Annotated in this window: 24 protein-coding genes, 1 tRNA gene and 1 other RNA gene; 11 read left to right on the forward strand and 15 right to left on the reverse strand. The window is 73.4% G+C overall.

What is annotated here, in order from left to right:
* Nucleotides 1-11 precede the first annotated feature (11 nt).
* A complete protein-coding gene (locus JT723_RS07655) occupies nucleotides 12-1445 on the reverse strand; it encodes a DUF2252 domain-containing protein (protein ID WP_205043725.1) in 1434 nt (477 codons plus the stop codon).
* A gap of 173 nt (nucleotides 1446-1618) precedes the next feature.
* On the opposite strand from JT723_RS07655, the gene JT723_RS07660 reads away from it, so the two are divergent.
* The 4 genes from JT723_RS07660 to JT723_RS07675 are packed head-to-tail and all read left to right on the forward strand — an operon-like array spanning nucleotide 1619 to nucleotide 5200.
* A complete protein-coding gene (locus JT723_RS07660) occupies nucleotides 1619-2470 on the forward strand; it encodes an ABC transporter ATP-binding protein (RefSeq protein ID WP_205043726.1) in 852 nt (283 codons plus the stop codon).
* On the forward strand, nucleotides 2470-3324 hold the full coding sequence (locus JT723_RS07665) for an ABC transporter permease (protein WP_205043727.1): 855 nt from the start codon (nucleotides 2470-2472) through the stop codon (nucleotides 3322-3324). Before JT723_RS07660 ends, JT723_RS07665 begins: the two co-directional genes overlap by 1 nt.
* Entirely contained in the window at nucleotides 3282-4583 is a 1302-nt protein-coding gene (locus tag JT723_RS07670; RefSeq protein ID WP_205043728.1) for a sensor histidine kinase, read from the forward strand. The genes JT723_RS07665 and JT723_RS07670 overlap by 43 nt, the downstream gene beginning before the upstream one ends.
* Complete coding sequence (locus tag JT723_RS07675; RefSeq protein ID WP_205043729.1) at nucleotides 4580-5200, forward strand: response regulator; 621 nt, start codon at nucleotides 4580-4582, stop codon at nucleotides 5198-5200. Before JT723_RS07670 ends, JT723_RS07675 begins: the two co-directional genes overlap by 4 nt.
* Nucleotides 5201-5318: 118 nt before the next feature.
* Here the strand turns inward: JT723_RS07675 and JT723_RS07680 are convergent, their stop codons facing one another.
* The gene (locus JT723_RS07680; protein WP_205043730.1) at nucleotides 5319-6140 is read right to left on the reverse strand and encodes an NAD(P)H-binding protein; all 822 of its coding nucleotides are present in this window, start codon (nucleotides 6138-6140) and stop codon (nucleotides 5319-5321) included.
* Between the two features lie 136 nt (nucleotides 6141-6276).
* Here JT723_RS07680 and JT723_RS07685 point away from each other — a divergent pair, with 136 nt between their 5' ends.
* Nucleotides 6277-7224, forward strand: a complete 948-nt coding sequence (locus JT723_RS07685) for an AraC family transcriptional regulator (protein WP_205043731.1) — start codon at nucleotides 6277-6279, stop codon at nucleotides 7222-7224.
* 131 nt (nucleotides 7225-7355) lie between these two features.
* Here JT723_RS07685 and JT723_RS07690 read toward each other — a convergent pair whose 3' ends face one another.
* Together JT723_RS07690 and JT723_RS07695 are read right to left on the reverse strand one after the other, a co-directional pair.
* Nucleotides 7356-8582 carry a S8 family peptidase gene (locus JT723_RS07690; protein WP_205043732.1) on the reverse strand — a complete coding sequence of 409 codons (1227 nt, stop codon included), beginning with the start codon at nucleotides 8580-8582 and terminating at the stop codon, nucleotides 7356-7358.
* Between the two features lie 225 nt (nucleotides 8583-8807).
* The gene (locus JT723_RS07695; protein ID WP_205043733.1) at nucleotides 8808-9863 is read right to left on the reverse strand and encodes an ArsR/SmtB family transcription factor; all 1056 of its coding nucleotides are present in this window, start codon (nucleotides 9861-9863) and stop codon (nucleotides 8808-8810) included.
* Nucleotides 9864-10031: 168 nt separating this feature from the next.
* Here JT723_RS07695 and JT723_RS07700 point away from each other — a divergent pair, with 168 nt between their 5' ends.
* Complete coding sequence (locus JT723_RS07700; RefSeq protein ID WP_205043734.1) at nucleotides 10032-10703, forward strand: hypothetical protein; 672 nt, start codon at nucleotides 10032-10034, stop codon at nucleotides 10701-10703.
* A 99-nt stretch (nucleotides 10704-10802) separates the two neighbouring features.
* On the opposite strand, the gene JT723_RS07705 is transcribed toward JT723_RS07700, so the two are convergent.
* Both JT723_RS07705 and JT723_RS07710 read right to left on the reverse strand, forming a co-directional pair.
* Nucleotides 10803-11408 (reverse strand): GNAT family N-acetyltransferase, encoded by a 606-nt coding sequence (locus JT723_RS07705; protein ID WP_205043735.1) that lies wholly within the window; start codon nucleotides 11406-11408, stop codon nucleotides 10803-10805.
* Between the two features lie 63 nt (nucleotides 11409-11471).
* Nucleotides 11472-12398 carry an NAD(P)-dependent oxidoreductase gene (locus tag JT723_RS07710; RefSeq protein WP_205043736.1) on the reverse strand — a complete coding sequence of 309 codons (927 nt, stop codon included), beginning with the start codon at nucleotides 12396-12398 and terminating at the stop codon, nucleotides 11472-11474.
* A 67-nt stretch (nucleotides 12399-12465) separates the two neighbouring features.
* Between JT723_RS07710 and JT723_RS07715 the strand changes: the two genes are divergently transcribed.
* From JT723_RS07715 to JT723_RS07730, 4 genes are all read left to right on the forward strand, one after another.
* Entirely contained in the window at nucleotides 12466-13044 is a 579-nt protein-coding gene (locus JT723_RS07715; protein WP_205043737.1) for a GNAT family N-acetyltransferase, read from the forward strand.
* Nucleotides 13045-13061: 17 nt separating this feature from the next.
* Nucleotides 13062-13655, forward strand: a complete 594-nt coding sequence (locus tag JT723_RS07720) for a TetR/AcrR family transcriptional regulator (protein WP_240165254.1) — start codon at nucleotides 13062-13064, stop codon at nucleotides 13653-13655.
* A gap of 543 nt (nucleotides 13656-14198) precedes the next feature.
* Entirely contained in the window at nucleotides 14199-14645 is a 447-nt protein-coding gene (locus JT723_RS07725; RefSeq protein WP_205043738.1) for a universal stress protein, read from the forward strand.
* Nucleotides 14646-14733: 88 nt separating this feature from the next.
* Entirely contained in the window at nucleotides 14734-16650 is a 1917-nt protein-coding gene (locus tag JT723_RS07730) for a S9 family peptidase (protein ID WP_205043739.1), read from the forward strand.
* Here the strand turns inward: JT723_RS07730 and JT723_RS07735 are convergent.
* The 9 genes from JT723_RS07735 to ffs form a co-directional block, all read right to left on the reverse strand.
* A complete protein-coding gene (locus JT723_RS07735; protein WP_205043740.1) occupies nucleotides 16630-17496 on the reverse strand; it encodes an SURF1 family protein in 867 nt (288 codons plus the stop codon). The genes JT723_RS07730 and JT723_RS07735 overlap by 21 nt on opposite strands.
* A 58-nt stretch (nucleotides 17497-17554) precedes the next feature.
* Nucleotides 17555-18679, reverse strand: coding sequence for a hypothetical protein (locus JT723_RS07740; protein ID WP_205043741.1), 1125 nt, complete (start codon nucleotides 18677-18679; stop codon nucleotides 17555-17557).
* Entirely contained in the window at nucleotides 18676-19371 is a 696-nt protein-coding gene (locus tag JT723_RS07745; RefSeq protein WP_372441247.1) for a SigE family RNA polymerase sigma factor, read from the reverse strand. Before JT723_RS07745 ends, JT723_RS07740 begins: the two co-directional genes overlap by 4 nt.
* Nucleotides 19372-19737: 366 nt before the next feature.
* Nucleotides 19738-21063: an aspartate kinase gene (locus JT723_RS07750; RefSeq protein WP_205043743.1), complete on the reverse strand. Its 1326-nt coding sequence runs from the start codon at nucleotides 21061-21063 to the stop codon at nucleotides 19738-19740.
* 165 nt (nucleotides 21064-21228) lie between these two features.
* On the reverse strand, nucleotides 21229-21930 hold the full coding sequence (locus tag JT723_RS07755; protein ID WP_205043744.1) for a DUF5063 domain-containing protein: 702 nt from the start codon (nucleotides 21928-21930) through the stop codon (nucleotides 21229-21231).
* Complete coding sequence (gene recR, locus JT723_RS07760) at nucleotides 21923-22522, reverse strand: recombination mediator RecR (RefSeq protein ID WP_033173317.1); 600 nt, start codon at nucleotides 22520-22522, stop codon at nucleotides 21923-21925. The genes JT723_RS07755 and recR overlap by 8 nt, the downstream gene beginning before the upstream one ends.
* Nucleotides 22523-22608: 86 nt before the next feature.
* Nucleotides 22609-22941: a YbaB/EbfC family nucleoid-associated protein gene (locus tag JT723_RS07765; protein ID WP_078582165.1), complete on the reverse strand. Its 333-nt coding sequence runs from the start codon at nucleotides 22939-22941 to the stop codon at nucleotides 22609-22611.
* 194 nt (nucleotides 22942-23135) lie between these two features.
* Nucleotides 23136-25391 carry a DNA polymerase III subunit gamma and tau gene (locus JT723_RS07770; RefSeq protein WP_205043745.1) on the reverse strand — a complete coding sequence of 752 codons (2256 nt, stop codon included), beginning with the start codon at nucleotides 25389-25391 and terminating at the stop codon, nucleotides 23136-23138.
* A 44-nt stretch (nucleotides 25392-25435) separates the two neighbouring features.
* An RNA gene (ffs, locus tag JT723_RS07775) (signal recognition particle sRNA small type) lies at nucleotides 25436-25532 on the reverse strand.
* Between the two features lie 72 nt (nucleotides 25533-25604).
* Between ffs and JT723_RS07780 the strand changes: the two genes are divergently transcribed.
* Nucleotides 25605-25692: transfer RNA gene (locus JT723_RS07780), tRNA-Ser, on the forward strand.
* The last annotated feature ends 122 nt before the right edge of the window (nucleotides 25693-25814 follow it).

Raw genomic sequence — 25814 nt, forward strand, 5'->3', positions numbered from 1 at the left:
TGCCTCCGGATTCAGCCGGGATGGGGGGATGCGGGGACGCGGCCTTCCGCCGCCGCGGCGGCGAGGGCCTGGTGGTCGAGGGCGTTGCGGTCGGCGTAGGCCTCGGCGAACTCGGCCAGGGCACGGTCGAGCGCTTCGCCGGTGCCGGCGTAGGCGGCAAGGGCGACGGGGTCGCCGGAGCGGGCGTGCGCGCGGGCGAGCGAGGCGCCGCAGACCCGGGCGAAGAGCCGCAGCATCTCCGCGGTCATCGTGTCGGGCCGCGCGATGCCCTTCCAGTCGCGCAACTGGCGCACGTAGAAGTCGCGCTGCCGCCCGTCGATGCCGACGACCCGCTCCCAGCCGAGCAGGATGTCGCCGGCCGACTGCATCAACCGCTGGCCCGCCACGACGCGTTGGCCCTGGTTGTCGTGGGCGGCGGCGCCCGCGTAGGGGGTCAGGACGGAGGGTCCTGCCTCCTTGGCCTGGAGCAGCAGCGGGTCCTGGTCGTCGCGCCCGATGGCCAGGATCACCCAGCAGCGGGTGCCGACACTGCCGACGCCGACGACCTTGCGCGCCATGTCGACCACCTCGAAGCGGCTGAGCAGCAGCCGCCGCTCGGCCGGCAGGCTCTCGCCGTAGCGGCGGATCAGCTCGCGCAGCGTCGCCTCCAGCTCGGCCCGCCGGGCGTCCGGCAGCAGGTCGCGCAACGGCGTGATCAGCGGCGGGTCGGGGGCGATCCTGCGCTGCCCGTCGACGAGGCGGGTGAGCTTGTCGAAGGCCTGCGCCGTGGTCCTGGTGCGGGCTTTGGCGAGCGCCTTGCCGGTCCGCTTGCGTATGCCCGCGCCTGGCTGCTCCTCGGGCAGCAGCGCGGTGAGCTGGTCGGTGTCGTCCTGCGCGTACCAGATGTCGAGGGTGCCCATGCCGGCGAAGAGCTGCATGCGCTCGCGGTAGGACTCCACGGCGCCGCGGACGATCGCCCCGCGCTTGGCGGCGCTGAAACCGCGGGCGCGGGCGACGATCTCCAGGCTGGCCGTCAGCCGCTTGAGGTCCCATTCGAAGGGGCCGGGCAGCGTCTCGTCGAAGTCGTTGATGTCGAAGACGAGATGGCGCTCGGGGGAGGCCAGCAGCCGGAAGTTGAGCAGGTGCGCGTCCCCGCACAGCTGGGTGGTGAGCCCGGTGTGCGGTGCCGTGCCGAGGTCGGCCGCCATGATGCCGGCGGCGCCCCGGTAGAAGCGGAAGGGCGACTCCAGCATGCGGCCGTAGCGGATCGGCACCAGCTCCTGGACCCGCTCGGCGGACTGCCGTTCCAGCAGGTCCACCGGGTCGAAGCGCTTCTTGCCCGGTGCGAAGCGGGCGTGTGCCGACCGTGGCAGGCGGCGGCGTACCGCTTTGCCGTGTGCGGCCCGCTCGGCGGGACTGCGCCGTTCCGCGGCGCCGCCGAGCGGGTCGGGGACTGTGTCACGCATGGGCTCACCGCCCTCCGTTGCCTCCATCCTGACCCCGACCCGGCGACTCCGCCACGCGAGCGTATGTCACTGTCCGTGACGGATGGTGACGGTGCCGCCGTCCACCGATCGGTGGACGGGAGTGTGGCCGTACGGCCGTTCCCCGTGCGGGTGAGCGGCGCGATGGTGGGTTCATGACGGACGACGTGGTGAAGGTGCGCGGGCTTCGCAAGCGGTATGGCGACGTCGACGCGGTGAACGGGGTGGATCTCGGCATCCGGCGCGGTGAGGTGTTCGGGATCCTGGGGCCGAACGGGGCCGGCAAGAGTACGACGGTGGAGATCCTGCAGGGCCACAGGCGCCGCGACAGCGGCGAGGTCGCGGTGCTCGGGCAGGACCCCGGCACCGCGGACCGGGCGTGGCAGGCGCGGGTCGGGATCGTGTGGCAGGACGAGTCGGCGGCGGCCGAGCTGACCGTCGCCGAGACCGTGGGGCACTTCGCGCGCTACTACCCGCGGCCGCGCGACCCCGCCGAGGTCATCGACCTGGTGGGCCTGACGGAGAAGGCCGGCAGCCGCACCAAGGCGCTGTCCGGGGGGCAGCGCAGGCGGCTCGACGTGGCCCTCGGCGTGATCGGCGGCCCCGAGCTGCTGCTGCTCGACGAGCCGACGACCGGCTTCGACCCGGCCGCACGACGGCAGTTCTGGTCGCTGATCCGCCGGCTCGCCGACGAGGGCACCACGATCATCCTCACCACCCACTACCTGGACGAGGCCGAGGCGCTGGCCGACCGCCTCGCGGTGATCGCGGCGGGCCGGGTCGTCGCCGAGGGCGAACCCGGCTCGCTGGCCGGGCGGGCGCAGGCGCGCGCGACCGTGCACTGGGCGGAGCCGGACGGCACCGCGCGCAGCGAGGCGACCGACACCCCGACCCGTACGGTCGCGGAGCTGGCCCGACGCTTCGACGGCGAGATCCCCGAACTTCGGGTCACCCGGCCCACGTTGGAGGACATCTACCTGCGGCTCATCGGATCGGAGGACGCGTGATGGCCGAAACCGCCGCCAGGGCGCTCGGGGTGGTCGGCGACGACCGCACCGCACGGCTGCCGGGCGCCTGGCGCCTGGGCCTGCTGCGCGGGGCGATGGAGATCCGGATGTTCTTCCGGCTGCGCGAGCAGGTGGTCTTCACCTTCGCCTTCCCCATCGTCTTCCTCTTCCTGTTCGCCTCGATCTTCCACGACGACATGGCGGACACCGGCTCGACCGCCTCCCAGTACTACGTGGCCTCGATGACCGCCGCCGGCATCATGTCCACCAGCTTCCAGTCGCTGGGCATCTCCATCGCCATCGAGCGCGACGACAAGGTGCTGCGGCGGCTGCGCGGCACCCCGATGCCGCCGGCCGCGTACTTCCTCGGCAAGATATGGCTGGTTCTCGCCACCGGGCTGATGGAGACGGCCGCGCTGCTCGTCTTCGGCGCCGCCGTCTACGACGTGGACCTGCCCTCCGGCCTCGGCGGCTGGCTCACCCTCGGCTGGATCTTCGTGCTCGGCATCACCGGCTGCGCCCTGCTGGGCATCGCGATCAGCAGTGTGCCCAAGTCCGGCAAGAGCGCCACGTCGGTGGTCGTCCTGCCCTTCCTGGTGCTGCAGTTCATCTCCGGGGTGTACATCCTCATCGACACGGTGCCGAACTGGATGCTGACCGTCGGCGCGCTCTTCCCGCTGAAGTGGATGTGCCAGGGCCTGCGCGGGGTGTTCCTGCCGGACGCGGCCGCAGCCCTGGAACCGGCGGGCAGTTGGGAATACGGACGTATCGCCCTGGTGCTGGGCGCCTGGTGCATCGGAGGATTGGTGCTGTGCCTGCTGACCTTCCGCTGGAAGAGCCGGAACGACGGCTGACGGTGCCGGCCGTGCGGCCCGCTCCGGCCGTGCCCGCCGCGGGCGGCCCCCGCGGCGGGCACGTCTGGGAGCGCAGCTTCCTGCCGTGGGACGCGTACTTCGCCGTGGTGTGGGTCGGCACGGTGCTCTTCGCGCTCGCCGCCGAGAGCCCGGGCATCCGCGTACGGGTCGCCGCCGCCTGCCTGTTCTGCCTGCCGGTGTTCTGGTACGTGTGGGTCGGCCGCCCGCTGCTGGTCATGCAGTCGCAGACCACCGGCACGCCTGCCGCCGTACGCTACCTGGCCGGCCTGGTGCTGCTGTTCCTGCCGCCCGCCGCGCTGGTCGGCGAGACCCGGCTGGCCACCTTCGCCCTCGTGCCGCAGTGCTTCATGCTGCTGCGGGTGCCCGGCGCGCTCACCGCCGTCGCGGTCATCAACACCGCACCGGTCGCCGCGTGGGCGCTGGTCTGGCGGCCCGACACCCACGACCTGTACTACAACTCCGTCTTCGCGGTCGTCACCCTCGCCTTCTCCGCGGTCGTCGGCAGCTGGATCATCCGCGTCATCGAGCAGAGCACCGAACGCGCCGAACTGGTCGCGGAACTGGACGCCAGCCGCGGCGAGATCGCCCGGCTGTCCGCGGAACACGGCGCCCTTGCCGAGCGTGAACGGCTCTCCCGGGAGATCCACGACACCCTCGCGCAGGGCTTCACCAGCATCCTGATGCTCGTCCAGGCCGTCGAGACCGAACTCGCCGCCGACCCCGCCCTCGCCCGCCGCCACCTCGCCCTGATGGCAGGCACCGCCCGGGAGAACCTGGCGGAAGCACGCGCCCTGGTCGCGGGCACCGCCCCCGCGGGCCTGGACGGCGGCTCCCTGCCCGACGCGGTACGCCGCCTCGCCGCCCGCCACAGCGAGCAGACCGGCGCACCCGCCACCGTCGCCATCACCGGTGCCGTACGCGCCCTGCCCGCGGCCGTCGAGGTCGTGGCCCTGCGCAGCTGCCAGGAAGCGCTGGCCAACTCCCGCCGGCACGCAGGCCCCGCCGTCCCCGTCGCGCTCGACCTGGACTACGCCGAGGACACCCTGCGCGTCGCGGTACGCGACACCGGCCGCGGCTTCGACCCCGCGGGGCCGCCCGGCGGCGGATACGGCCTGCCCGGGCTGCGGGCCAGGGCCGCCGAGATGGGCGGCACCGCCGCCGTCGACAGCGCCCCCGGCCGCGGCACCTCGATCACCGTCACCCTGCCGCTCGCCGCCGCCGCAAGGAGCACCCCGTGATCCGCATCCTGCTCGCCGACGACCACCCCGTCGTCCGCGAGGGCCTCCGCGCGATGCTCGACGCCGAGCCCGACCTCGACGTCGTCGGCGAGGCGTCGAGCGGCCCGCAGGCCGAGGCGCTGGCCGCCTCCCTGCGGCCCGACATCGTGCTCATGGACCTGCGGATGCCGGACGGCGGCGGCGTCGAGTCCATCGTCCGCATGACCGCGGCCGGGCTGCCCTGCCGGGTCATCGTGCTGACCACCTACGAGACCGACGGCGACATCCTGCGCGCCGTCGAGGCCGGCGCCGCCGGCTACCTCCTCAAGGACCTGGCCCGCGGCGAACTCGCCGACGCGGTACGCGCCGCCGCCCGCGGCGAGACGGTCCTGGCCCCCACGGTCGCCGCCCGCCTGGTCGACCGCCTCCGCGTCCGCCCGGAACGCCCCCACCTGTCCGACCGCGAGACCGCCGTCCTGCGCCTGGTCGCCGACGGCTGCACCAACGCGGAGATCGGCCGCCGACTCTTCATCGGCGAGTCCACGGTCAAAACCCACCTGCTGCGCACCTTCACCAAACTCGGCGTGACCGACCGCACGGCGGCGGTGACCTCGGCCATGCGCCACGGGCTGCTGTGACCTCGTGGCAACCACCGCAGGGGCGCGGGGAACTGCGCGCCCAATCACGCACCGAGGGAAGGCCGCACCGCCGCGGCAAGTGGCACCCCCGTAGGCGCACCCCCCGGGCACCGCAGGTTCACGCGCCCGCCACATACGCAGGGAAGGAACGGGCCGGGTGGCCGGTCACGTCGTGGACCGCGGAGGTCACGGCGGCATTGCCGCCGCCCCGCACATGGCGGAAGAGGGCCAGCTGCCACTCCACCGCCCGCTCCCCGCCGCCGCCCCGGCGCATCGCGTCCGCGAAGTCCGCCGGCTCCAGCGCTTCGTACCGCAGGGTGCGCCCGCTCGCCTGCCCGAGCAGCCGCAGCGCCTCGCCGTGCGTGAGCGCGGACGGCCCCGTCAGGTCGTAGACCTGGCCGCCGTGCCCGTCCGACGTGAGGGCGATCGCGGCCACCTCCCCGACGTCCCTGGTGTCGACGAAGCTCACGGCCGCGTCCCCCGCGGGAAGCCCCAGCACCCCCCGCGTCCGCAGGCCCTCGGCGAAGCCCTCGCCGAAGTTCTGCTGGAACCAGTTCGGCCGCAGCACGGTCCACTCCCGCCCTGACATCCGCACGTCGTGCTCCCAGCTCGCCATCGGCACCAGCGACGGCAGGCGGTCAGCGCCGAGCACCGACAGCAGCACCACCCGCCGCACATCGCCCGCCTGGTCGAGCAGCTGGTGCATGAGCAGTTCCGGCTCCGGCTGCCCGAAGGGGCCGACCACGTAAAGGCCCTCGGCCCCTTCCAGGGCCGGCAGCCACGTGTCGCGGTCGGCCCAGTCGAAGCGGACCGGCTCGACACCGGGCGCCGCGGCCCCGGGCGTACGGGCGGCGGCGCGGACCTTCGCACCGCGCGCGACGAGCGCGTCCACCACCGGCCGCCCGCTCTTGCCCGTCGCCCCGATCACCAGCACGTTCATGACGTCTCAGCTCCTTCGTGTGTGCCTTGCGAAGCCGACACTATGGACCGAGCCGCGGATGATGAATGCCGCAGAATCCGGAATTCATGTCCATGCGTCCGGCCGCGACAGGGGCGGCCGCCGTAGACTGCCCGGCATGGACGTACTGGCCGACGCACTCGCCGCGATGCGCACGGGCCGGACGCGCTCGGCCCGTACCGAGGTCCGCGCCCCCTGGGGCCTGCGCTTCCCCGAGGTCGGCGGCGCCACTTTCCATGTCGTCCTGGAAGGCGAGTGCTGGCTGCTGCCGCCGGATGCGGGCGCCGCCGTCCGGCTCGGCCCTGGCGACGCCGTCTTCCTGCGGCACGGCAGCCCGATGAGCCTCGCGGACGACCCGGCGACGCCCCTGACCGACTTCGTCCCGGGCGACTGGGAGCCGGGCCAGACGATCGGCCGGGTGGAGATCGAAGGGCCGGGGCCGCGCACCCTGCTGCTGTGCGGCGCCTATCCGCTGGGCCGCGCGCGTCCGCACCCGCTGATGGCCGAGCTTCCCGACCTGGTCCACCTGCCGTGCAGCCCCGCGGACCAGCCGGCGCTGCATGCCGCGATCGGCCTGCTCAGCACCGAGCTGGACGTGCGCAGGCCCGGCAGGGACGGCATCGTGCCCGCGCTGGTGGACGCCCTGCTGCTCTACATCCTGCGCGGCTGGCTCGCGGACAGGTCGGCCGCCGAGGCCCGGGGCGCGGGCCGGCCGGGCTGGGCCACGGCCCTCACCGACCCGGCGGTCGGCCCGGCGCTGGAGGCGATCCACGCCGAGCCGTCCCGCGCCTGGACGGTGGAGGAGCTGGGCGCGTGCGGCGGCCTGTCGCGTTCGGCGTTCGCCCAGCGCTTCACGGCCCTGGTGGGCACGCCGCCGCTGACGTACCTGACGTGGTGGCGTATGACGGCCGCGGGCCGGCTGCTGCTGTCGGGGGACGCACCGCTGCGCGTGGTGGCCGAGCAGGTCGGCTACAGCGCGGAGTTCGCCTTCGCGAAGGCCTTCAAGCGCGAGTACGGGATCGCGCCGGGCCGCTACCGCAGGTCCGCGGAGGTGCCGTCGGGCTGACGGCCGCTGAACGCCCGTGAGCCGACCGCCGTCGCAGGGCCGCTGAACGCCCGTGAGCCGCCTCGTCGGTGACGGGGCGGCTCACGGGGTGGGCGGGGGTCCTGCGGGGCCTCAGCGGCCCGCGGCGGCGGTCACAGGCCGCCGGTGAAGAGCAGCCGGTTCGGCGAGCCCGCGCTGACGCTCAGCACGTTCGCGGTGGCCTGTCCCGCAACCCAGTTGCCCACGGTCTGCGAGTCGGCGGACGGGTTCGCCGCCTTGTAGAGCAGCGCGACGCCCGCCGCGTGCGGGCTGGCCATCGACGTGCCGCTCAGCGCGACGCTGCCGCCGCCGAGCTTGGCGGAGGTGATGTTCTGGCCGGGCGCGTACAGCGTCAGGCAGTCGCCGAAGTTGCTGAAGCCCGTCTGCCGGTCGGCGGAGTCGGTCGCCCCGACGGTGAAGGCGCCCGCGGCGCCGGCGGGCGAGATGTTGCAGGCGTCCTCCGAGCTGTTGCCCGCGGCCACCACGGGCAGCACACCCGCGTCGGCCACCGCGGTGGCGGCGTCGTTGACCGCGGGGGAGAAGCCGCCGCCGAGCGAGGCGTTCAGCACGGCGGGCTGCTGGGCGTTCTTCGCCACCCAGTCGAAGCCCGCGATGATCCCGGCCCAGCTGCCGGTGCCGTCGCAGCCCAGCACCCGGACGCTGACCAGCTTGGCCTGCGGGGCGACACCGTAGGTGGCGCCGCCGACCGTGCCGGCGACATGGGTGCCGTGGCCCTGGCAGTCCTGCCCGTTGCGGCCGTCGCCGACGGCGTCGAAGCCGGGCACGGCCCGCCCGCCGAACTCGCTGTGGCCGAAGTCGATACCGGTGTCCATGATGTACGCGGTCGCTCCCGCGCCCTTGCCGGTGGTGGTGAACTGCCCGTCGAGCGGCAGGTTGCGCTGGTCGATCCGGTCCAGGCCCCAGCTGCTTGCCGCGGCCCTGATGCCGCGCTGCCCGGCCGCGGGCCGGGTGGTGGTGCCGGTGGCGGTGCCCAGGTCGAAGGCGGACACCGTGGCGTTCTCCTCGACCGCCTCGACGCCGGGCATCCTGCGGACCGCGTCGAGCTGCGTGGAGTTGAGCGTGACGGCGAAGCCGCGCAAGGCGCTGCTGTAGGTGAAGAAGGGCTTGACGCCGGTCTTCTGCGCCATCGCCGAAGGGTCGAGTGCCTTCTGCACGGTGACGATGTACTGCCCGGCGACGGCGTCCGCGTGCGTGCGCAGCGGGGCGAGCGTGGCGGCGGGCGTGGGAAGGGGGATGGCGGCGACGGCGGGTGTGCCGACCGCGGTCAGTGGTGCGAGGACCAGTGCCGCGGCTGTCAGGCCGCGCGCGAACAGGCGCATGTCGGACTCCGGTGGGGACGGTGGCGGTTCTGTGGTGGGGCGTGCCCGCGTGTGGTGCCGCCCGCCGTCAGGTGCGGCGTGCACGGGCGTACGAGGGCGTGGCCGCACCTACGATCTGACGATCACTCACCTCGGCGGGCCCGACACACGTACGAGGCGGGGGTGTGTCAGCCGAATGGCTGCCGCATCCGGCGTATATGCGCAGCCGTGGCCATATGCCGCGCCCTACCGGAGCGCCGCGGAAGGGGAGGCCGCCGCGTGCAGCAGCAGTTCGGAGCCGAGCGCGGTGAGGGTGTGGTGGCTCGACCGTCCGCTGCGCCGGGTGGCGACCAGCCCCGCCCGCCGCAGCACCGTGGCGTGCTCGCTGGCCGACGCGGGCGACAGGCCGACCTTGCGGGCCAGCTGACCCGTCGTCACACCGTCGGCGATCACCTCCAGGACGGCGGCCCTGCTGTGCCCGAGCAGCGCGGCAAGTCCCTCGTGCGGGCCGCCCGGCGGCGCAAGCAGCGGGTGGCGGCCGGCGCCGGGCGCCACCTCGTAGTAGAGCGTCGGCTGCTCCTCGTCCGGGTCGCAGGGCACGTACGAGCTGAAGGCGCCGGGTGCCAGCACCAGTCCGCGCCCACCGAGGTGGTAGTCGTACTCGGTCTCCGCCCTGGTCTGCACTTCGAGCACCGGCGCCCGCCAGCGCATCCGCGGGCCGAGGCTGTGCAGCACCTCCTCGATGCCGCCGTCACCCAGCTGGCGGTTGCGGGCGGCCCGATCCGCGGCAAGGGCGGAGGCCAGCGCGCGCCAGTACGGTGCCACGGCCACCCGGTGGTAGTCGCGGACCGCCGCGGCCAGCCGGTCCGCCGCCGCACGGTCGCCGTCGGCCAGGTCCCAGGTCCAGCGGGGCAGCGGGCGGTGCCTGCCGACGTACTCCAGGTCGGCGCGCAGCACCTGCCGCGGTGTGCTCAGCAGCCGCTCCAACTCCTCGTCGAGCGTGTGCAGGCCGACGTTGGGGCGCAGGAAGCGCGGAACCGGGTGCGCAGGGTTGCCCGGCGCGATCTGCGCGAAGTACGGCTCCCCGGCCCGCCGCCGGCCCGTACCGCCGCCCGGCGCCGGTCCTGACGCGGCCAGGCCCGCGAGCACCAGCCGCCGCCAGCCGTCGAGACCGGGCGTGCCGGTGCGCTGCGCCAGCCGGAAGGCGCTGAAGGTGGTGGCCGCCAGCGGGCTCGGGCGGCCCGCTATCCGGGTGCGGGCCAGGTCGGTCAGCGTGAAGTGGATGCGCACGGACTCCCCCATTTGCTTCGACCAGGGCCGAAACGTGTCGCCGCAGTCCTTTCTACACGGCACGGTGGTTGTGCGCGGCGCCCCTGAACGTACGGGGGCGTGACAGGGCCGCCGCGCCCTGGGAGCCGGCCACCGGACCGCCTGGTCACGGGACCGCCGCACGCAACGGGAGGACGCGGGATGAGAGCACGGCAGTGGGCTCAGGGGCGCGGGACGCGCGCCACGGCGCAAGGCGCGGCGCAGACCGCGGCGGGAACGTCCGCCCGCGGACGGGCCTCCGCCAGGATCGGCGGCGCGGCCCTGGTGGCGGGTGCGGTCGCCGCCGCCCTGCTCGCGGTACCGGCCGACGCCAGTGCCGCGGCATCCGGCGGCGGCATCCCCCACCTGCCGGGAGTCCCGGCGGACGTGACGGGCCTGCAAGGCCCCGTCGTCACCCACCCGGTGCAGGAGTCGTTCGACTATCCCGCGGGCGAGGTGTGCGCCTTCCCCTCGCACGCCGACTTCCCGGTGAGCGACCTGACCACCAGCACGTGGACGGACGCGGCCGGCACCCCGGTCTTCGCGATCGAGAGCGGCCCGCTGATCATGAAGGTCACGAACCTCGCGACCGGCAGGTCCGTCGAGCGCGACATCTCCGGCACCGGTGTGATCACCTACCCGGACCCCGACTCGTTCGTCCTCAGCGGCAACGACTGGTCGGCGGGCTTCCACACCGGCGACCACCCGCACAACCAGTGGATCGTGGCGAGCACCTTCATGTCCGTCAAGATCAGCACGGTGGCGGGCAAGAGCACCAGGACGCTGCTGGCGCTGGCGGGACCGTACGAGGACCTCTGCAAGACGCTGTCGTGAGTCGGGCGCACGGGTCGGCGGGCTGACAGGCCGGCGGGCGTTCGGCTTGGCAATAGCCACGCCGAACGCCCGCCGGTATTGCCGCGTGCTGCGGGGGCTTCAGGCCTCGGCCACCGGGGCCGGGTCGCGCCACATCGGGTACATCTGCGGGCCGCCGGGAAGGTCGATGGTGCTGCCGCTCCATACGAAGCCGAGGCGGGCGTAGAGCGCGCGGCTGCGCGTGGAGCTGGCCTCCAGATAGGCGGCGCGGCCCTCGCGGTCGCAGCGGGCCAGCACGTTGTTGATCAGCTCGGTGCCGCGGCCCTGGCTGCGGGCGGAGCTGTCCACCGCGATCAGCATCAGGTGCTCGTGCGCCCGGTCCTTGGGGTGGTTCTCGTCCAGGATCCTGGCGATGGCCTCGACACGCTCGTTGTCCGGGTCGACGGCCAGCCGCAGTTGCGCGGGACCGTCGTCGTCGGCCGGGTGGCCGCCTTCCGGCACCGAGAACCACAGCGCCACGCCGGAGCCGTCCTCCGCCAGGTCGACGTAGCCCTCGGCCAGGGCGGAGGCCGCGAAGGCGCCCATCATCGTGCCGTGCTTGGCCCGCCGGTCGTCCGGGTCGGGAAACACCCAGCCGCTGACCGGGTCCTCACCGAAGACCCGGTCCAGCAGGTCGGTCACCGCAGCCGCGTCGTCCTGCCCGGCCCGTCGGATCGCCACACCCATGTGCTTGTCCTCCGCCTGTCCGCTGGTGGTATCAACTGATCATGCCCATAGGGCGGTTGCAGCCTAAGCCCTGGCGGAGGACGGGGTGGCGGCGGAGTCCTCCGCTGCGGTCCGGGCCTCGATCGCGTGCAGTACGGCGACCATGTCGGCGCCGCCGTGGCCCAGTCCCACGGTCTCGTCGAAGAGGGCATGGCAGACGTCGAGCAGCGGCGACGCCAGACCGGCGGCACGGGCCGCCTCGGCGATGAGCCGGTTGTTCTTGAGCACGTCCAGTGCGGCGGCCTGGACCGCGAAGTCACGGTCCCTTAGTTTGGGCGCCTTCGCCCGGGACACCGTGCTGGCCATCGGCCCGGCGTCCAGCACGGCGAGGAAGGTGTCGCGGTCGAGCCCGTGCCGGTCGGCGAAGTGGAAGGCCTCGGTGAGCCCGGTGACCATGGTGATCAGGAAGAGGTTCACCGACAGCTTCGTGAGCAGCGCGTTCGGCACCGGCCCGCAGTCGGCGGCGTCCCGGCACATCGGCCCGAGCAGCGGCCGTACGGTCTCCACGGCCGGCCCGTCCCCGGCCAGCATGGCCACCAGCTGCCCCTCTTCCGCCGGACCGCGCGACCCCGACACCGGCGCCTCCACGTAACGTCCGCCCGCCGCACGGACGTCGGCCGCCAGCCCGTGCGAGTAGCCCGGTGAGGTCGTCCCCATGTGCACGAGGGTCCGCCCCCCGACCAGCCCGCGGAACGCACCGGTCCCGCGTCCGAGCACAGCGTCGACGGCGCCGCCGTCCGCGAGCATCAGGAAGACCACGTCGCTTTCCCGCAGCACCTCGGCCGCGTCCCGCGCGACCCTCCCCCCGGCCGCCCGTACCGCCTCGCACCTCGCGGCCGTCCGGTTCCACACGAGCAGCGGCGTCCCCCCGCCCGCCGCCAGGTGACGCGCCAGATTGACGGCCATGGGCTGCCCCATGACCCCGAGCCCGAGAAACCCGACTCTGAGCATCCCGCCACGCCCTTCCGCCCATGCCGCATGCTTGCGCTCTATGACGGCCGTCATAATACTGGCTTCTATGACCACCGTCATAGAAGCCGCCCCTTCACAGCCGCCGGATGCGCGGTCCGCACCGGATCCCGCTTCCCGGGAGCAGGGGAGAGACCCCGAGCCGTCGGCCCGGCGCTGGCAGACCGCGTTGGCCACACCCGCGGACGCCGCCGCACTGGCGGACCTGTTCGCCGCGTGCTCTTTGGAGACCGTCCGCCTCCGCTTCTTCGGTCGGGTCCGCGCCCTGCCCGCCGAATACCTGGCCGACGTCCTGGCCGGCCGCCCCGACGTGCACGACGCGGTGGTGGCATACGCGTACGGAGCGAGCAAGGCGCACCTCGTCGGTCTCGCGAGCCTCGCCACGCCCCCGGGCGGGCGGACGGCGGAACTCGGGGTGCTCGTCGCCGACGCCTGGCAGCGGCAGGGCGCGGGCCGCGCCATGGTCGACCTGCTGCTGACGCGGGCCCGCGCCCGCGGGGTGCGGCGCGTCGGCGCCGCCGTACTGCCGGGCCGTTCCGCCCTGCTCGCGGCGCTGGGCCGCCGGCTGCCCGCCGAGCACCTGGCACTTTCCGCGGACGGACCCAGCGGCGTCTATAGGCTGGACTGACCAGAAGGAGGCCCGCGATGACGGCACCCCGCACACACGGCCCGCGGGAGCGCATGGTCTTCGCCGCGGCCCAGCTCATCCGGCGCGACGGCGTCGGCGCGACCGGCATGCGCGACGTCGCCGCCCGCGCGGAGGCGCCCCGCGGTTCGCTCCAGCACTACTTCCCCGGCGGCAAGGAGCAACTGGTCAACGAGGCCGTGACCTGGGCCGGCCGCTACGCGGGCAAGCGCATCGACCGCTACCTCGCCGCCCTGCCCGAGCCCACCCCCGGCGCCCTCTTCGCGGCGATGACCAAGCAGTGGATCGACGAGTTCGAGGCCACCGGCTTCGGCACGGGCTGCCCGGTCGCCGCGGCCACCGTCGACTCGACGGCCTCCACCCCTTCGGCCCGCGAGGCCACCGCCACCGCCTTCGCGTCCTGGTCCACCCCCCTGACCGCCGCCCTGACGACCCTCGACGTCCCCCCCACCCGCGCCCCCGCCCTGGCCACCCTGATGATCTCCACCCTGGAGGGCGCCATCCTCCTGTCCCGCGCCCAAGAGTCCACCACCCCCCTCATGACGGTCACCAAAGAACTCACCCCCCTCCTCAACGCCTCCACCACCCCCTGACCCGCCCCAGCCTGTGAAGGCGCCGCGGGCCGGCCCAGGGGGCGCGGGGAACTGCGCGCCCGGCCCCATCGGACGGATCGCAGGCAACGCCACAGCAAGTGGCACCCACCCCGCCCCCGCCTGTGAAGGCGCCGCGGGCCAGCCCAGGGGGCGCGGGGAACTGCGCGCCTGGCCCGATCGGACGCGCGGCAGGCATGCGGCAGCAAGTGGCACCCACCCGGCCCCCGCCTGTGAAGGCGCCGCGGGCCAGCCCAGGGGGCGCGGGGAACTGCGCGCCCGGCCCGATCGGACGCGCGGCAGGCATGCGGCAGCAAGTGGCACCCCCTCCCCCTCCCGCATAAGGTGCGAATTGCCGGGCGCCCCCCCACCAGGCCCGCGCCCCGCGCACCGAGGCAAGCCAGCCGGCAGGCAATCGGCAAGCCAGCCAGCAGGCAACCGGCAGGCAACCGGCAGGCAAGGAGCCGCACCGACGGCAGTCGGCCAGGCCGGCAGGGCCAGGCAAGGGCCGAAGAGCGCCCACGGCGAGTGAGGAGCACCACCGCCATGACAAACGGCAAGATCATCGTCGGCGTCGACGGCTCGACCCCCGCCCAACAAGCCTTGCGCTGGGCCGGCCGCCAGGCCGAACTGACCGGTTCCTCGCTGGTCGCCGTGATGGCCTGGGAGCTGCCAGGAGCCTTCGGCTGGGCGGGAGTCCCCGGCCTCCCGCAGGACCTCGATCTGGAGGAGCCCGCCGCCAGGGCGCTCGCGGAGGCGGTCGCGGACGCCCTCCCGCCGCAGCAGGCGGAATCGGTCGAGCAGGTGGTCGTGATGGGCAACCCGGCCCAGGCCATCCTGGACCGGGCGGAGGGCGCGGACCTCATCGTCGTGGGCGTCCGCGGCCACGGCACCTTCCGCGCCACCCTCCTCGGTTCGGTAAGTCATACAGTCACAGTTCACGCGTCGTGCCCGGTGGTGGTGGTGCGTGGGACCACCGAAGTGACGGGATAGCCGCAGCTCATCGCACGTGGACGAGAGTTATCCACAGGCTGTGACGACAGCCGCTCCTGAGGTGTGCTCGGCGGAGCATCATGGGGGCATGAACGAAACGACCGGATCCGCCAGCGGGTCCACGCCCGAATCCGACGCCGTGCCCGCCGTGCCCGCTCCCTCCCCCGCCCCGTCGGGCTCCCGGGACGGCGCCCTGCCCGACGCCGTCCCGGGCTCGCTCCCCGACTGGGAGAAGAGGTATCGCGCACCCCGGGTGGGTCTGCCGGAGTGGGCGGAGGACGCCCCGGACCGCAGCCTGTACGTGTCCGACGTCACCGGTACGTACGAGCTGTACGCGTGGAATCGGACGACGGGCGAGCGCCGCCAGGTCACCGACCGGCCGAACGGCACGACGGACGGCACGCTCAGCCGCGACGGCGAATGGGTGTGGTGGTTCTCCGACACCAACGGCGACGAGTTCGGCGTGTGGATGCGCCAGCCGTTCGGCGGTGGCGAGGACATACCGGCCGCCCCGGGCCTCGCCCCCTCCTACCCGGCGGGCGTGGCGCTGGGCGTCGGCGGCCTGGCCGTCGTGGGCCGCTCCACCGACGACGAGGGCACGACCGTGCATGTCGTGCCGCCGGACGGCGCGGAGCCGTACGAGATCTACCGGCACGAGGAGTCCGCGGGCGTCGGCGACCTGTCGGAGGACGGCACGCTGGTGGTGATCGAGCACACCGAGCACGGCGACGCGATGCACAGCGCGCTGCGGGTGCTGCGGGTCGCGGACGGCTCGGTGGTGGCCGAGCTGGACGACACCGAGGGCGGCACCCGGGAGCTGGGCCTTGACAGCCTCGGCTTCGCACCGGTGCCGGGCGACACCCGGCTGCTGGTCGGCCACCAGCGGGCGGACCGCTGGCTGCCGATGATCTGGGACGTCGCGACCGGCGAGGAGAGCGCGCCCGCGATAGACCTGCCGGGCGACGTGCAGGCCGAGTGGTATCCGGACGGCAGCGCCCTGCTGGTGGTGCACGACTTCCGTGCCCGCAGCGAGATGTTCCGCTACGACCTGGCGGACGGCACGCTGACCGCGCTGGACACCCCGCGGGGTTCGGTGGGCGGCGCCACCGCCAGGCCGGACGGCACGGTCGAGTACCTGTGGTCGTCGGCCGCCCGGCCCCCGGCGGTGCGCTCGACGACCGGCGCGGTGGTGCTGGAGGCCCCGGGGCTGCGGGCGCCGGACTCGGTCCCGGTGGAGGACGTGTGGGTGGACGGCCCGGGCGGCCGTATCCACGCCCTGGTGCAGCGGCCGCCCGCGGGCGCCGGCCGGGTCAGGGGGCCGCTGCCGACGGTCTTCGAGATACACGGCGGCCCGACCTGGCACGAGTCGGACTCCTTCGCGGCCGGCCCCGCGGCCTGGCTGGACCACGGCTTCGCGGTGGTGCGGGTCAACTACCGCGGGTCGACGGGCTATGGCAGGGAGTGGACGGACGCGCTCAAGCACCGGGTGGGCCTGATCGAGCTGGAGGACATCGCCGCGGTCCGCGAGTGGGCGGTGACGTCGGGGCTGGCCGACCCGGCGCGGCTGGTGCTCACCGGCGGCTCGTGGGGCGGCTATCTGACCCTGCTGGGCCTGGGCACCCAGCCGGAGGCGTGGGCGGTTGGCATCGCGGCGGTCCCGGTCGCCGACTACCCGACGGCGTATGCCGACGAGATGGAGGCGCTCAAGTCGCTGGACCGCACCCTCTTCGGCGGCTCCCCCGCCGAGGTGCCCGAGCGCTATGCCGCCTCGTCCCCGCTGACGTATGTGGACAGGGTCGCCGCCCCCGTCTACATCAGCGCAGGCATGAACGACCCGCGCTGTCCGATACGCCAGATCGACAACTACGTGGAGCAGCTGCGGGCGCTGGACAAGCCGCACGAGGTGTACCGGTATGACGCGGGCCACGGCTCGCTGGTCGTGGAGGAGCGCATCAAGCAGGTCCGGCTGGAGCTGGCCTTCGCCCTACGCCATGTGGGCGGCTGATCCGGCCGGCTCGTCGGCGCCGCTCGCCGGCTCCGGTTCGCCGGGGTCCGGCGGGGCGACCAGGCCGAGGGCCGCGTCGTCCCGGGCCTCGGCCTCCCGGCGGGCGAGCCGGAAGTACATGAAGACGACGAAGCCGGCGAAGACGAACCACTCACCGGTGTAGCCGAGGTTCTGGAAGGCCTTGAGGTCGAGGCCGCTGCCCGGGGGTGCCACCGGGGGTACCGGCTTCAGGGGCGCCGCCGAGTGGGTGGCGGTGATCCAGCCGCTGTAGACGGGATAAGGAAGGACGTTGACGAGAGTCGCGGCACTGATGATGCCGAGCTGCCCGGTCGGCAGCCCCCCGGGGGCGGCGGGCACGCCGTTGCTGCCCGCGGTCTCCGCGTACTGCATCGCTCCGGTCACGGTGACCTCGCCGGCCGGGGCGGGCGGTACCGCACCCCGCTCGGCGGCGGACGGGACGTCGCCGGGCAGCCAGCCGCGCACGACGGGCAGCGCGGCACCACCGTCGACCCGGAGAGGAGTGAGCACGTAGTAGCCGTTGCGGCCGTCGAGCAGGCGGTCGGGCACGAGGAGCTGGTGGGCGGTGTCGAAGCGGCCGATCGCGCTGACCGGGCGGCCGGAGGCGTCCGGCGGCACCTGGGTCCTGGTGTCGGGCAGCAGTGAGGCCAGTGGCACCGGCGCCCGGCCCGCGGTCTGCACCTCGGTGTGCTTGGCGTCCTTGTGTGCGTCCACCCGGGTCTCGAAGCGGCTCAGCTGCCAACTGCCCATGAAGACGCAGAAGGGCACGGCCAGCAGGACGAGCACGCCGACCACCAGCCAGCGCGGGGTGAGCAGGAACCGGTACACGCCTCCACGGTACGGGGGCGTCCCGGGCCGCCCGCCACCGGGACCCTGCGGGCACACCCTAGGGCGCCGGGGTCTCCGGGACCGCGTCCGGCAGCGGAGTGGTCGTGTAGATGGTGCCGGCGCAGGCGCCCTGCAGTGTGGGGCCGAAGACGACGGGGGCGCCTGCCGCCGGTGTGTGGCGCAGCGAGAGGTCGCCGGGCTGCCCGGTGGGGGTGCCGGAGGGCACGTCGTTCGACGCCATCGGGTTGCCCGCCGAGGTCCCGCCGGCGTCGGGCGCCGCGGTGTTCGTCGGGGTGTCGCTCGGGGTCGGGGAGTCCGGCGGCGAGCTCGGCTGCGGACAGCCGCCGGGTCCGGTGTCCGCGGGCACCCAGACGAAGTCGACCTCGTAGTGCTCGCCCGGGGCGAGGACCAGCGAGGCGCCGGCCGGGTCGGCAGGCAGTTCGCCGGCGGGGTCGTCGGCGGTGTGGTTGACCACGGTGATCTGCGAGAGGTCGGCGTGGCCGACGGGGTAGAGCTGCACCTTGGCGGGGCCGGTCGGCACCGTACAGGCGGATCCGGAGACGTTGGCGACGCGGAACCAGCCGTAGGCGCGTTCACCGGCGTCCAGGGAGCCGGCGTTGCTGGAGCCCTGCCCGAGCTGGCCGCTGGAGCACTCGGGGGTGTCCGGCGGGGCGGTGCGGCCCGGGCTGGTGGCCAGGCTCGACGGTCCGTCGCTGCCCGCGGCGGGGGGCGAGCTGTCCGGCCCCGTGGTGTCCTGCGGGTGGTCGGACCTGCCCGCCTCGCCCGTGGTGCCCCAGATGTCGGTGCGGCCGTCCTCGCCGGGCTCGGCGGCATGCGTGCTGGCCACGGTGGCCGGGGCGGCACTGGTGCGGCCCGAGGTGTCGGCGGCGTGGATCAGCGCGGGCACCGCGGTGCCGACGAGCAGCACCGCGGCGGCGGTGCCGGCCAGCGCCTGCCGCCGGTGCTGGCGGCGGGCCGGCACCGCCCGCCGCAGGTGGTCCAGTGCGTCGGGCGCGGGCTTGAGGTCGCGGACGGCGTCGCGCAGCAGGTCGCGCAGCGCCGCTTCCTCGGGGCTCTCGTCGACCGGCCCGCCGGTCAGGTCGGTCGGGTCGCCCGGGGCGTGCCCGGGGGAGTTGTGCGGGTCCATGCCAGGGGTGTTGTCCGGGGCGTCGGGGGTGGTCATGCCGTGGCCTCCATCGCGACCCGCAGGGCGGCGATGCCGCGCGAGCCGTACGCCTTCACCGAGCCGAGCGATATGCCCAGCGTCTCGGCGACCTGGGCCTCGGTCATGTCGGCGAAGTAGCGCAGCACCAGCACCTCGCGCTGTCTGCGCTGCAGCGTACGCATCGCCGCCTTGAGCTGGTCGCGCTCCAGCAGCTCGTACGCGCCCTCTTCCGCGCTGGCCATGTCGGGCATGGGCTTGGAGAGCAGCTTCAGGCCGAGGATGCGGCGGCGCAGCGCGGAACGGGAGAGGTTGACGACGGTCTGCCGCAGGTAGGCGAGGGTCTTCTCGGGGTCGCGGACCCGGCTGCGCGCGGAGTGCACGCGTATGAAGGCCTCCTGGACGACGTCCTCGCAGGAGGCGGTGTCGTCGAGCAGCAGGGCGGCCAGGCCCAGCAGGGCGCGGTAGTGGGCGCGGTAGGTCTCGGTGAGGTGGTCGACGGTGGTGCCGACGGCCGTCACGGGGTCAGTGCCCTCGCGTTCGCCGGCGGCGCCTTGGGCGGTGTCCACCCGGGCCACCGGCCAGGGCGCGATCACCGGGAGCCCGCCGTAGGGTTGCCCGGTCCGCGCGGGTCGTGCCGGGCGTGCCGGACGTACGGGTACGATCGTCCCCCGCTGCCCGAATACCGTCTCGATGCCCAGTGCCTCCGCCACGTGTGTTGGACACGCATCCCCCCGTCAGGGTTGTACGCGCAAGGCACACCGCCCGACGGAGCGTCAAATATCCCCATGCGCACCAGCTCTTCCTCAGCGCCCCATTTGCACCGACGGCCCCCGTTCACGTTCGGTGTGCAGCACCCCAGGACAGCACCCAGGCAGTGCGCTGACACAAAGACGCTCCCCCATGGCCGGCGGTTGCAGCCACGGGGGAGCAAATTCTCCAACGGTTCGGCGGACGGATTCAAGTGGTCCAGACCAAATTGCGGCCACTTTCCGCCGAATTAAGCGATATTCGCCTGGAATCAGCGCGGTACCAGTGCGGTATCGGTACCGGGGTCGGCACCGGTGCCAGCGCCGGTGTCAGCGTCCGGTGCCGCCGTAGACGACGGCCTCGTCGCTGTCGCTGTCCAGGCCGAACGCCGAGTGCACCGCCTGCACGGCGGGGTTCACGTCGTCCGCCCGGGTGACCACCGAGATGCGGATCTCGGAGGTCGAGATCAGCTCGATGTTGACCCCGGCGTTGGACAGCGCCTCGAAGAAGGTCGCCGTGACGCCCGGGTTGGTCTTCATCCCGGCGCCGACGAGCGAGATCTTGCCGATCTGGTCGTCGTAGCGCAGCGAGTCGAAGCCGATCACCGACTGCGCCCTGGTCAGCGCCTCCATCGCCTTGTGCCCTTCGGCCTTCGGCAGCGTGAAGGAGATGTCGGTCAGCGCGGTGGCCGCGGCCGACACGTTCTGCACGATCATGTCGATGTTGATCTCGGCGTCCGCGACGGCCCGGAAGATCGTCGCCGCCTCGCCCGGCTTGTCCGGCACGCCGACGACGGTGATCTTCGCCTCGGACGTGTCGTGCGAGACGCCGGAGATGATCGCCTGCTCCACTGGCCTGTCTCCTTGCGATGCGATGTGCGGTGCGAGCCGCAGCGCGACCTGCGGCGGAAGGCCCTGCGGCCGTTCGTTGCTGACCCAGGTGCCGGGAAGTCCGGAGAAGGACGAGCGCACGTGGATCGGGATGTTGTAGCGCCGCGCGTACTCCACGCAGCGGTGCAGCAGCACCTTCGAACCGGAGCTGGCCAGCTCCAGCATGTCCTCGAAGGCGATCCAGTCCATCTTGCGGGCCTTCTTGACCACCCGCGGGTCCGCGGTGAAGACGCCGTCCACGTCGGTGTAGATCTCGCAGACCTCGGCGTCCAGCGCCGCGGCCAGCGCGACGGCCGTGGTGTCGGAGCCGCCCCGCCCGAGCGTGGTGATGTCCTTCTTGTCCTGCGACACGCCTTGGAAGCCGGCCACGATCGCGATGTTGCCCTCGTCGAGCGCGGTGCGGATACGGCCCGGCGTCACATCGATGATCCGCGCCTTGTTGTGCACCGAGTCGGTGATCACACCGGCCTGGCTGCCCGTGAACGACTGCGCCTCGTGGCCGAGGTTTTTGATCGCCATCGCCAGCAGCGCCATGGAGATCCGCTCTCCTGCGGTCAGCAGCATGTCGAACTCGCGACCCGCCGGGATCGGCGAGACCTGCTCCGCGAGATCGATCAACTCGTCCGTCGTGTCGCCCATCGCCGACACCACGACAACGACCTGGTGGCCGTTCTTCTTGGTGTCCACGATCCTTCGGGCGACGCGCTTGATGCCTTCGGCATCGGCGACGGAGGAGCCGCCGTACTTCTGCACGACAAGGCCCACGTGCGCTCCTCGCTCAGGGGTGAATCGGTCGGCCCAGTTTAACGAGCAGGTCCGATCCGCCCGGAACGTATCGCATGGTGAGATACGCCGCTCAAAGAATGATCACCGCCGGGAGCCGCCGACACCCCGTACGGAGCCGCCGCGGCCGGCCGCCCCGGGGCGGCCTCACTGCGCCGGGCGCAGCCCCAGCGTCCCCAGCTCGGCCTCCATCACCTTGCCGGCCTCCTCCGCCAGCTCGTCGTCGTCGTCCGCGCCCCCGCCGGTGTCCAGGCCGTTCAGCTCGTCCAGCGGGCTGTCCAGCCGCACGTGCGCGACCAGCGACTGCAGCGCCCGCAGGCTCGCGCTCGCCGTCGAACCCCAGTTGGACAGGTAGGAGAACTGCCACCACCACAGCGCCTCCGACACCCGCCCGGCCGAGAAGTGCGTCAGCCCGTGGGTGAGATCGGCCACGACGTCGGCCATGTCGTCCGAGATCCGGCACGCCACCGGCGTCGACCTCGGCACATACGGGTCGAAGACCTCCGAGTAGACGTCGATCGGCTCCAGCAGCGCCGCGAGCTGCTGCCGCAGGTCGTCCTCGTCCGGCTCGGGTCCCGCGTCCGGCTCGTAGCGCTCGTCGGGCACGAAGTCCTCGTGCGCGCCCAGCCGCCCGCCGGCCAGCAGCAGCTGCGAGACCTCGAGCAGCAGATACGGCACCGCGCTGTCCGGGTCGTCGCCCTTGGCCACCTCGCGCACCGCGACGATGAAGCTCTCGATCTGGTCGGCCACCTGGACGGCGAACTCGTCCGGCTCCTGCGGCACGAACGGCTCGGCCTGCGGCTCCGCCGCGCCGGCTCCCGCGCTCTTGTTCACCACGGTGTCAGACATCGAGCAACCGCCTCCCTTCGAAGGCCCGCCCCAGCGTGACCTCGTCCGCATATTCCAAGTCACCGCCCACGGGCAGGCCGCTGGCCAGCCGCGTCACCCGCAGTCCCATGGGCTTCACCGTCCGGGCGAGGTAGGTCGCCGTGGCCTCGCCCTCCAGATTGGGGTCCGTCGCCAGGATCAGCTCGGTGACGGTGCCGTCGGCCAGCCTGCGCAGCAGTTCCGCGATCCGCAGGTCGTCGGGACCGACACCGTCGATCGGGCTGATCGCCCCGCCCAGCACGTGGTATTTCCCGCGGAACTCCCGGGTGCGCTCGATCGCGACCACGTCCTTGGGCTCCTCGACCACGCAGATCACCGCCGGATCGCGGCGCGGGTCCCGGCACACCCGGCACAGCTCGTCCTGCGCGACGTTGCCGCACACCTTGCAGAAGCGGACCTTCGCCTTGACCTCGGTCAGCACGTGCGCCAGCCGGCGGACGTCCGCGGGGTCGGCCTGCAGGATGTGGAAGGCGATGCGCTGCGCGCTCTTGGGACCCACGCCGGGCAGCCTGCCCAGTTCGTCGATCAGGTCCTGCACCACGCCTTCGTACACGCCGGCACGCCTTCCAGGATTCGGGGGTTCGGGGGTCGTCGGAGGTCGGTCGGGGCCGCCGGGCCGTCAGCAGCCGTCAGCAGCCGTCAGAACAGCCCCGGCAGTCCGCCGCCGAGCCCCTGCGCGAGCGGGCCGAGCTTGCTCTGCTGCAGTTCCTGCGCCGCGTCGGTCGCACTGTGGACGGCGGCGACGACCAGGTCGGCCAGCGTCTCGGTGTCGTCCGGGTCCACGGCCTTCGGGTCGATCACCAGCGCCCGCAGCTCGCCCGCGCCGGACACCGTCGCCTTCACCAGGCCACCGCCCGCCGTGCCCTCGACCTCGGTCTCGGCGAGCTCCTGCTGCGCCGCGGCCAGGTCCTGCTGCATCTTCTGCGCCTGCTGGAGCAGCGCCTGCATATTCGGCTGACCACCGGGAATCACGGTTCGCTCCTGCCTCGCGTCTGCTGTCGTGCTGCTGTCGTGCTGCGTTTTTCACTGACACGCCGAGCCTACGTGCTCGTACGGCGGCGCGCCCTACGCCGTACGGAGGATCGCTGCGGCGCGGTCTCCACCCGGAGTGGCGTACGGCTGCGCCGCAGGGAGTACGCGACCGGGTCCGTCCGCATCACCGCAGGTCAGTCGTGCTGGATTTCCTCGATCACGGTGGCGCCCAGCTCGCGGATGAACAGATCGTGACCGCTGAGTGCAGAATCGACGAGGTCGGGGTCGTCGTCCTCGGGGATGTCGTCCTCGATCGGGGGCGGCGGCATCTCGTCGGTGTAGCGCCGCTCCTGCCGCTCCTGCTGCCGGGGCGCGTCGGCCGGTGCCGAACGCGGACCCGGCGGTGCGGCGGTCGCGGTGGCCGTCCCCGATCCGACATGGCCGTTCTGTACGTTCTGTACGCCGCCGGGCCTGGTCTGCGCTTGCGCCTGCGGCGCGGTCTGCGCGGAGCCGTACGCGTCCGGTCCCGCCGGGCCGCCCCCGCCGTACGCCTGGGGTGCGGTCGGGGACTGCGGCGGCGCGGGCGGCCGCGGTGAGCCGCCACCGCCACCGCCTGCGCCGGGGCCGCCGCCACCGGACGGGTCGACGATGGCCTCGATGCGCCACTGCACGCCGAGCGCGTCGTTGATGGCCTGCTTGAGTACGTCCTCGCTGCCGCTGTTGGCGAAGCTGTTGCGGGCGCCGGGATTGTCGAACCCGACCTGCAGCGTCTCGCCGTCGAAGCCGGAGACCTGGGCGTTGTTGAAGAGCAGCATCCAGGTCAGCCGCCGCCGGTTCTTGACGGCGTCCAGGATCTGCGGCCACATCTGCCGGACCCGGGAGGGGTCGCCGGTGCCGGCCGCCGGTGCGGTCTGGGGCTGGGGCTGAGCCTGGGCTTGCGGCTGGGGCTGCGCCTGGGGCCTGGCCTGCGGTTGGCCTTGCGGCGGCTGCTGGGGTCCTCCGGCGGTGGGCCAGGCCCCAGGTTTGGCGGGCGCCTGGGCCTGCGGCTGCGGTACGGGGTCGGGTGCGCGTACGGCTTCGGGCGCGGGCGGCGCGGGTTCCGGCGCAGGGGCCGGGGCGGGCGCGGGGGCCTGGCGTACCGGCTCGGGCTGCGGGGTGCGTGCCGCGGCGGCCCGGGCGGCGGCGGCCCCGGAGGCGGCGTCCCCCGGCGTACCGCCCACCGGCGGCGTACCGGCGACCGGGCCGGCAGACGTACCCGCGGGCGTACCGGCGACCGGACCCGCGCCGGTTGCGAAGCCGCCCCGCTCCAGCCGTTCCAGCCGGGCCTGCAGGGAGCGCTCGTCGTCGTACGCGGCAGGCAGCAGCACCCGGGCGCAGATCAGCTCCAGCTGCAGTCGAGGCGAGGTCGCCCCCCGCATTTCCGTCAACCCGGTGTTGACGATGTCGGCGGCCCGGCTCAGCTGGGCGGCCCCGAAGACCGACGCCTGCGCCTGCATCCGCTCGACCACGTCACGGGGCGCATCGATCAGCCCCTTGTCCACGGCGTCCGGCACGGCGGCGAGGATGACCAGGTCGCGGAGCCTCTCCAGCAGGTCCGTCACGAAACGCCGCGGGTCGTGCCCGCCCTCGATGACCCGGTCGACCATCCCGAAGACCGCACCGCCGTCCCCGGCGGCGAAGCCGTCCACCACGTCGTCGAGCAGCGCGGCGTCGGTGTAGCCGAGCAGCGCGGTGGCCATGGCGTACGTCACCCCGTCCGCGCCCGCCCCGGCCAGCAACTGGTCCATCACCGACATCGAGTCCCGCACGGAACCCGCCCCGGCCCGCACCACCAGGGGGTAGACGCCGTCCTCGACGGCGATCGACTCCCGCTCGCACACCTCGGCCAGGTAGTCGCGCAGCGTCCCGGGCGGGACCAGCCGGAAGGGGTAGTGGTGCGTACGCGACCGGATGGTCCCGATGACCTTCTCGGGCTCGGTCGTGGCGAAGATGAACTTCAGATGCTCCGGCGGCTCCTCGACCACCTTGAGCAGGGCGTTGAAGCCGGCCGACGTGACCATGTGGGCCTCGTCGATGATGTAGATCTTGTAGCGGCTGCTCGCCGGCCCGAAGAAGGCCTTCTCCCGCAGGTCACGGGCGTCGTCCACACCGCCGTGCGACGCGGCGTCGATCTCGATCACGTCGATCGACCCCGGCCCGTTCCTGGCCAGGTCCCGGCACGACTGGCACTCCCCGCACGGCGTCGGCGTCGGCCCCTGCTCGCAGTTCAGGCAGCGCGCCAGGATCCGCGCACTGGTCGTCTTCCCGCACCCGCGCGGCCCGCTGAACAGGTACGCGTGATTGACCCGGTTGTTCCGCAGGGCCTGCTGCAACGGGTCGGTGACATGCTCCTGCCCGATGACCTCGGCGAAGGTCTCGGGTCGATAGCGGCGGTACAGAGCGAGGGACACGCCACCGAGCCTATCCGCGCCCACCGACACCCGGCCCCCACCCACGCAAAGACCCCCCACGCACCCGCCAGAGCCCACCTACCCTTGCTGCCTTCCGGCCCTGGGGGAGTTCAGCGAGATAGCGCCACGTGAGGGGCTGCCGCCCACCCTACCCGATCCCCCCACCCCGAACGAGTTCGCTACCACCCCCCCGCGTCTTGTACTGTTTGCGGCGGAGGATTCGCCTAGTGGCCTAGGGCGCACGCTTGGAAAGCGTGTTGGGGGCAACCCCTCACGAGTTCGAATCTCGTATCCTCCGCCAGTGCCTCACCGGGCACGACGTCGAAGGGCCCCACCGTCCGCGGTGGGGCCCTTCGACGTTTGGAGCGGCGCCAGCGGCACGACTGTGTCCGGGCGGCCGTCGGTCCGCTTCGCAAGCGGTCG

This window comes from Actinacidiphila bryophytorum, from assembly GCF_016916835.1.
Classification (GTDB): domain Bacteria; phylum Actinomycetota; class Actinomycetes; order Streptomycetales; family Streptomycetaceae; genus Actinacidiphila; species Actinacidiphila bryophytorum.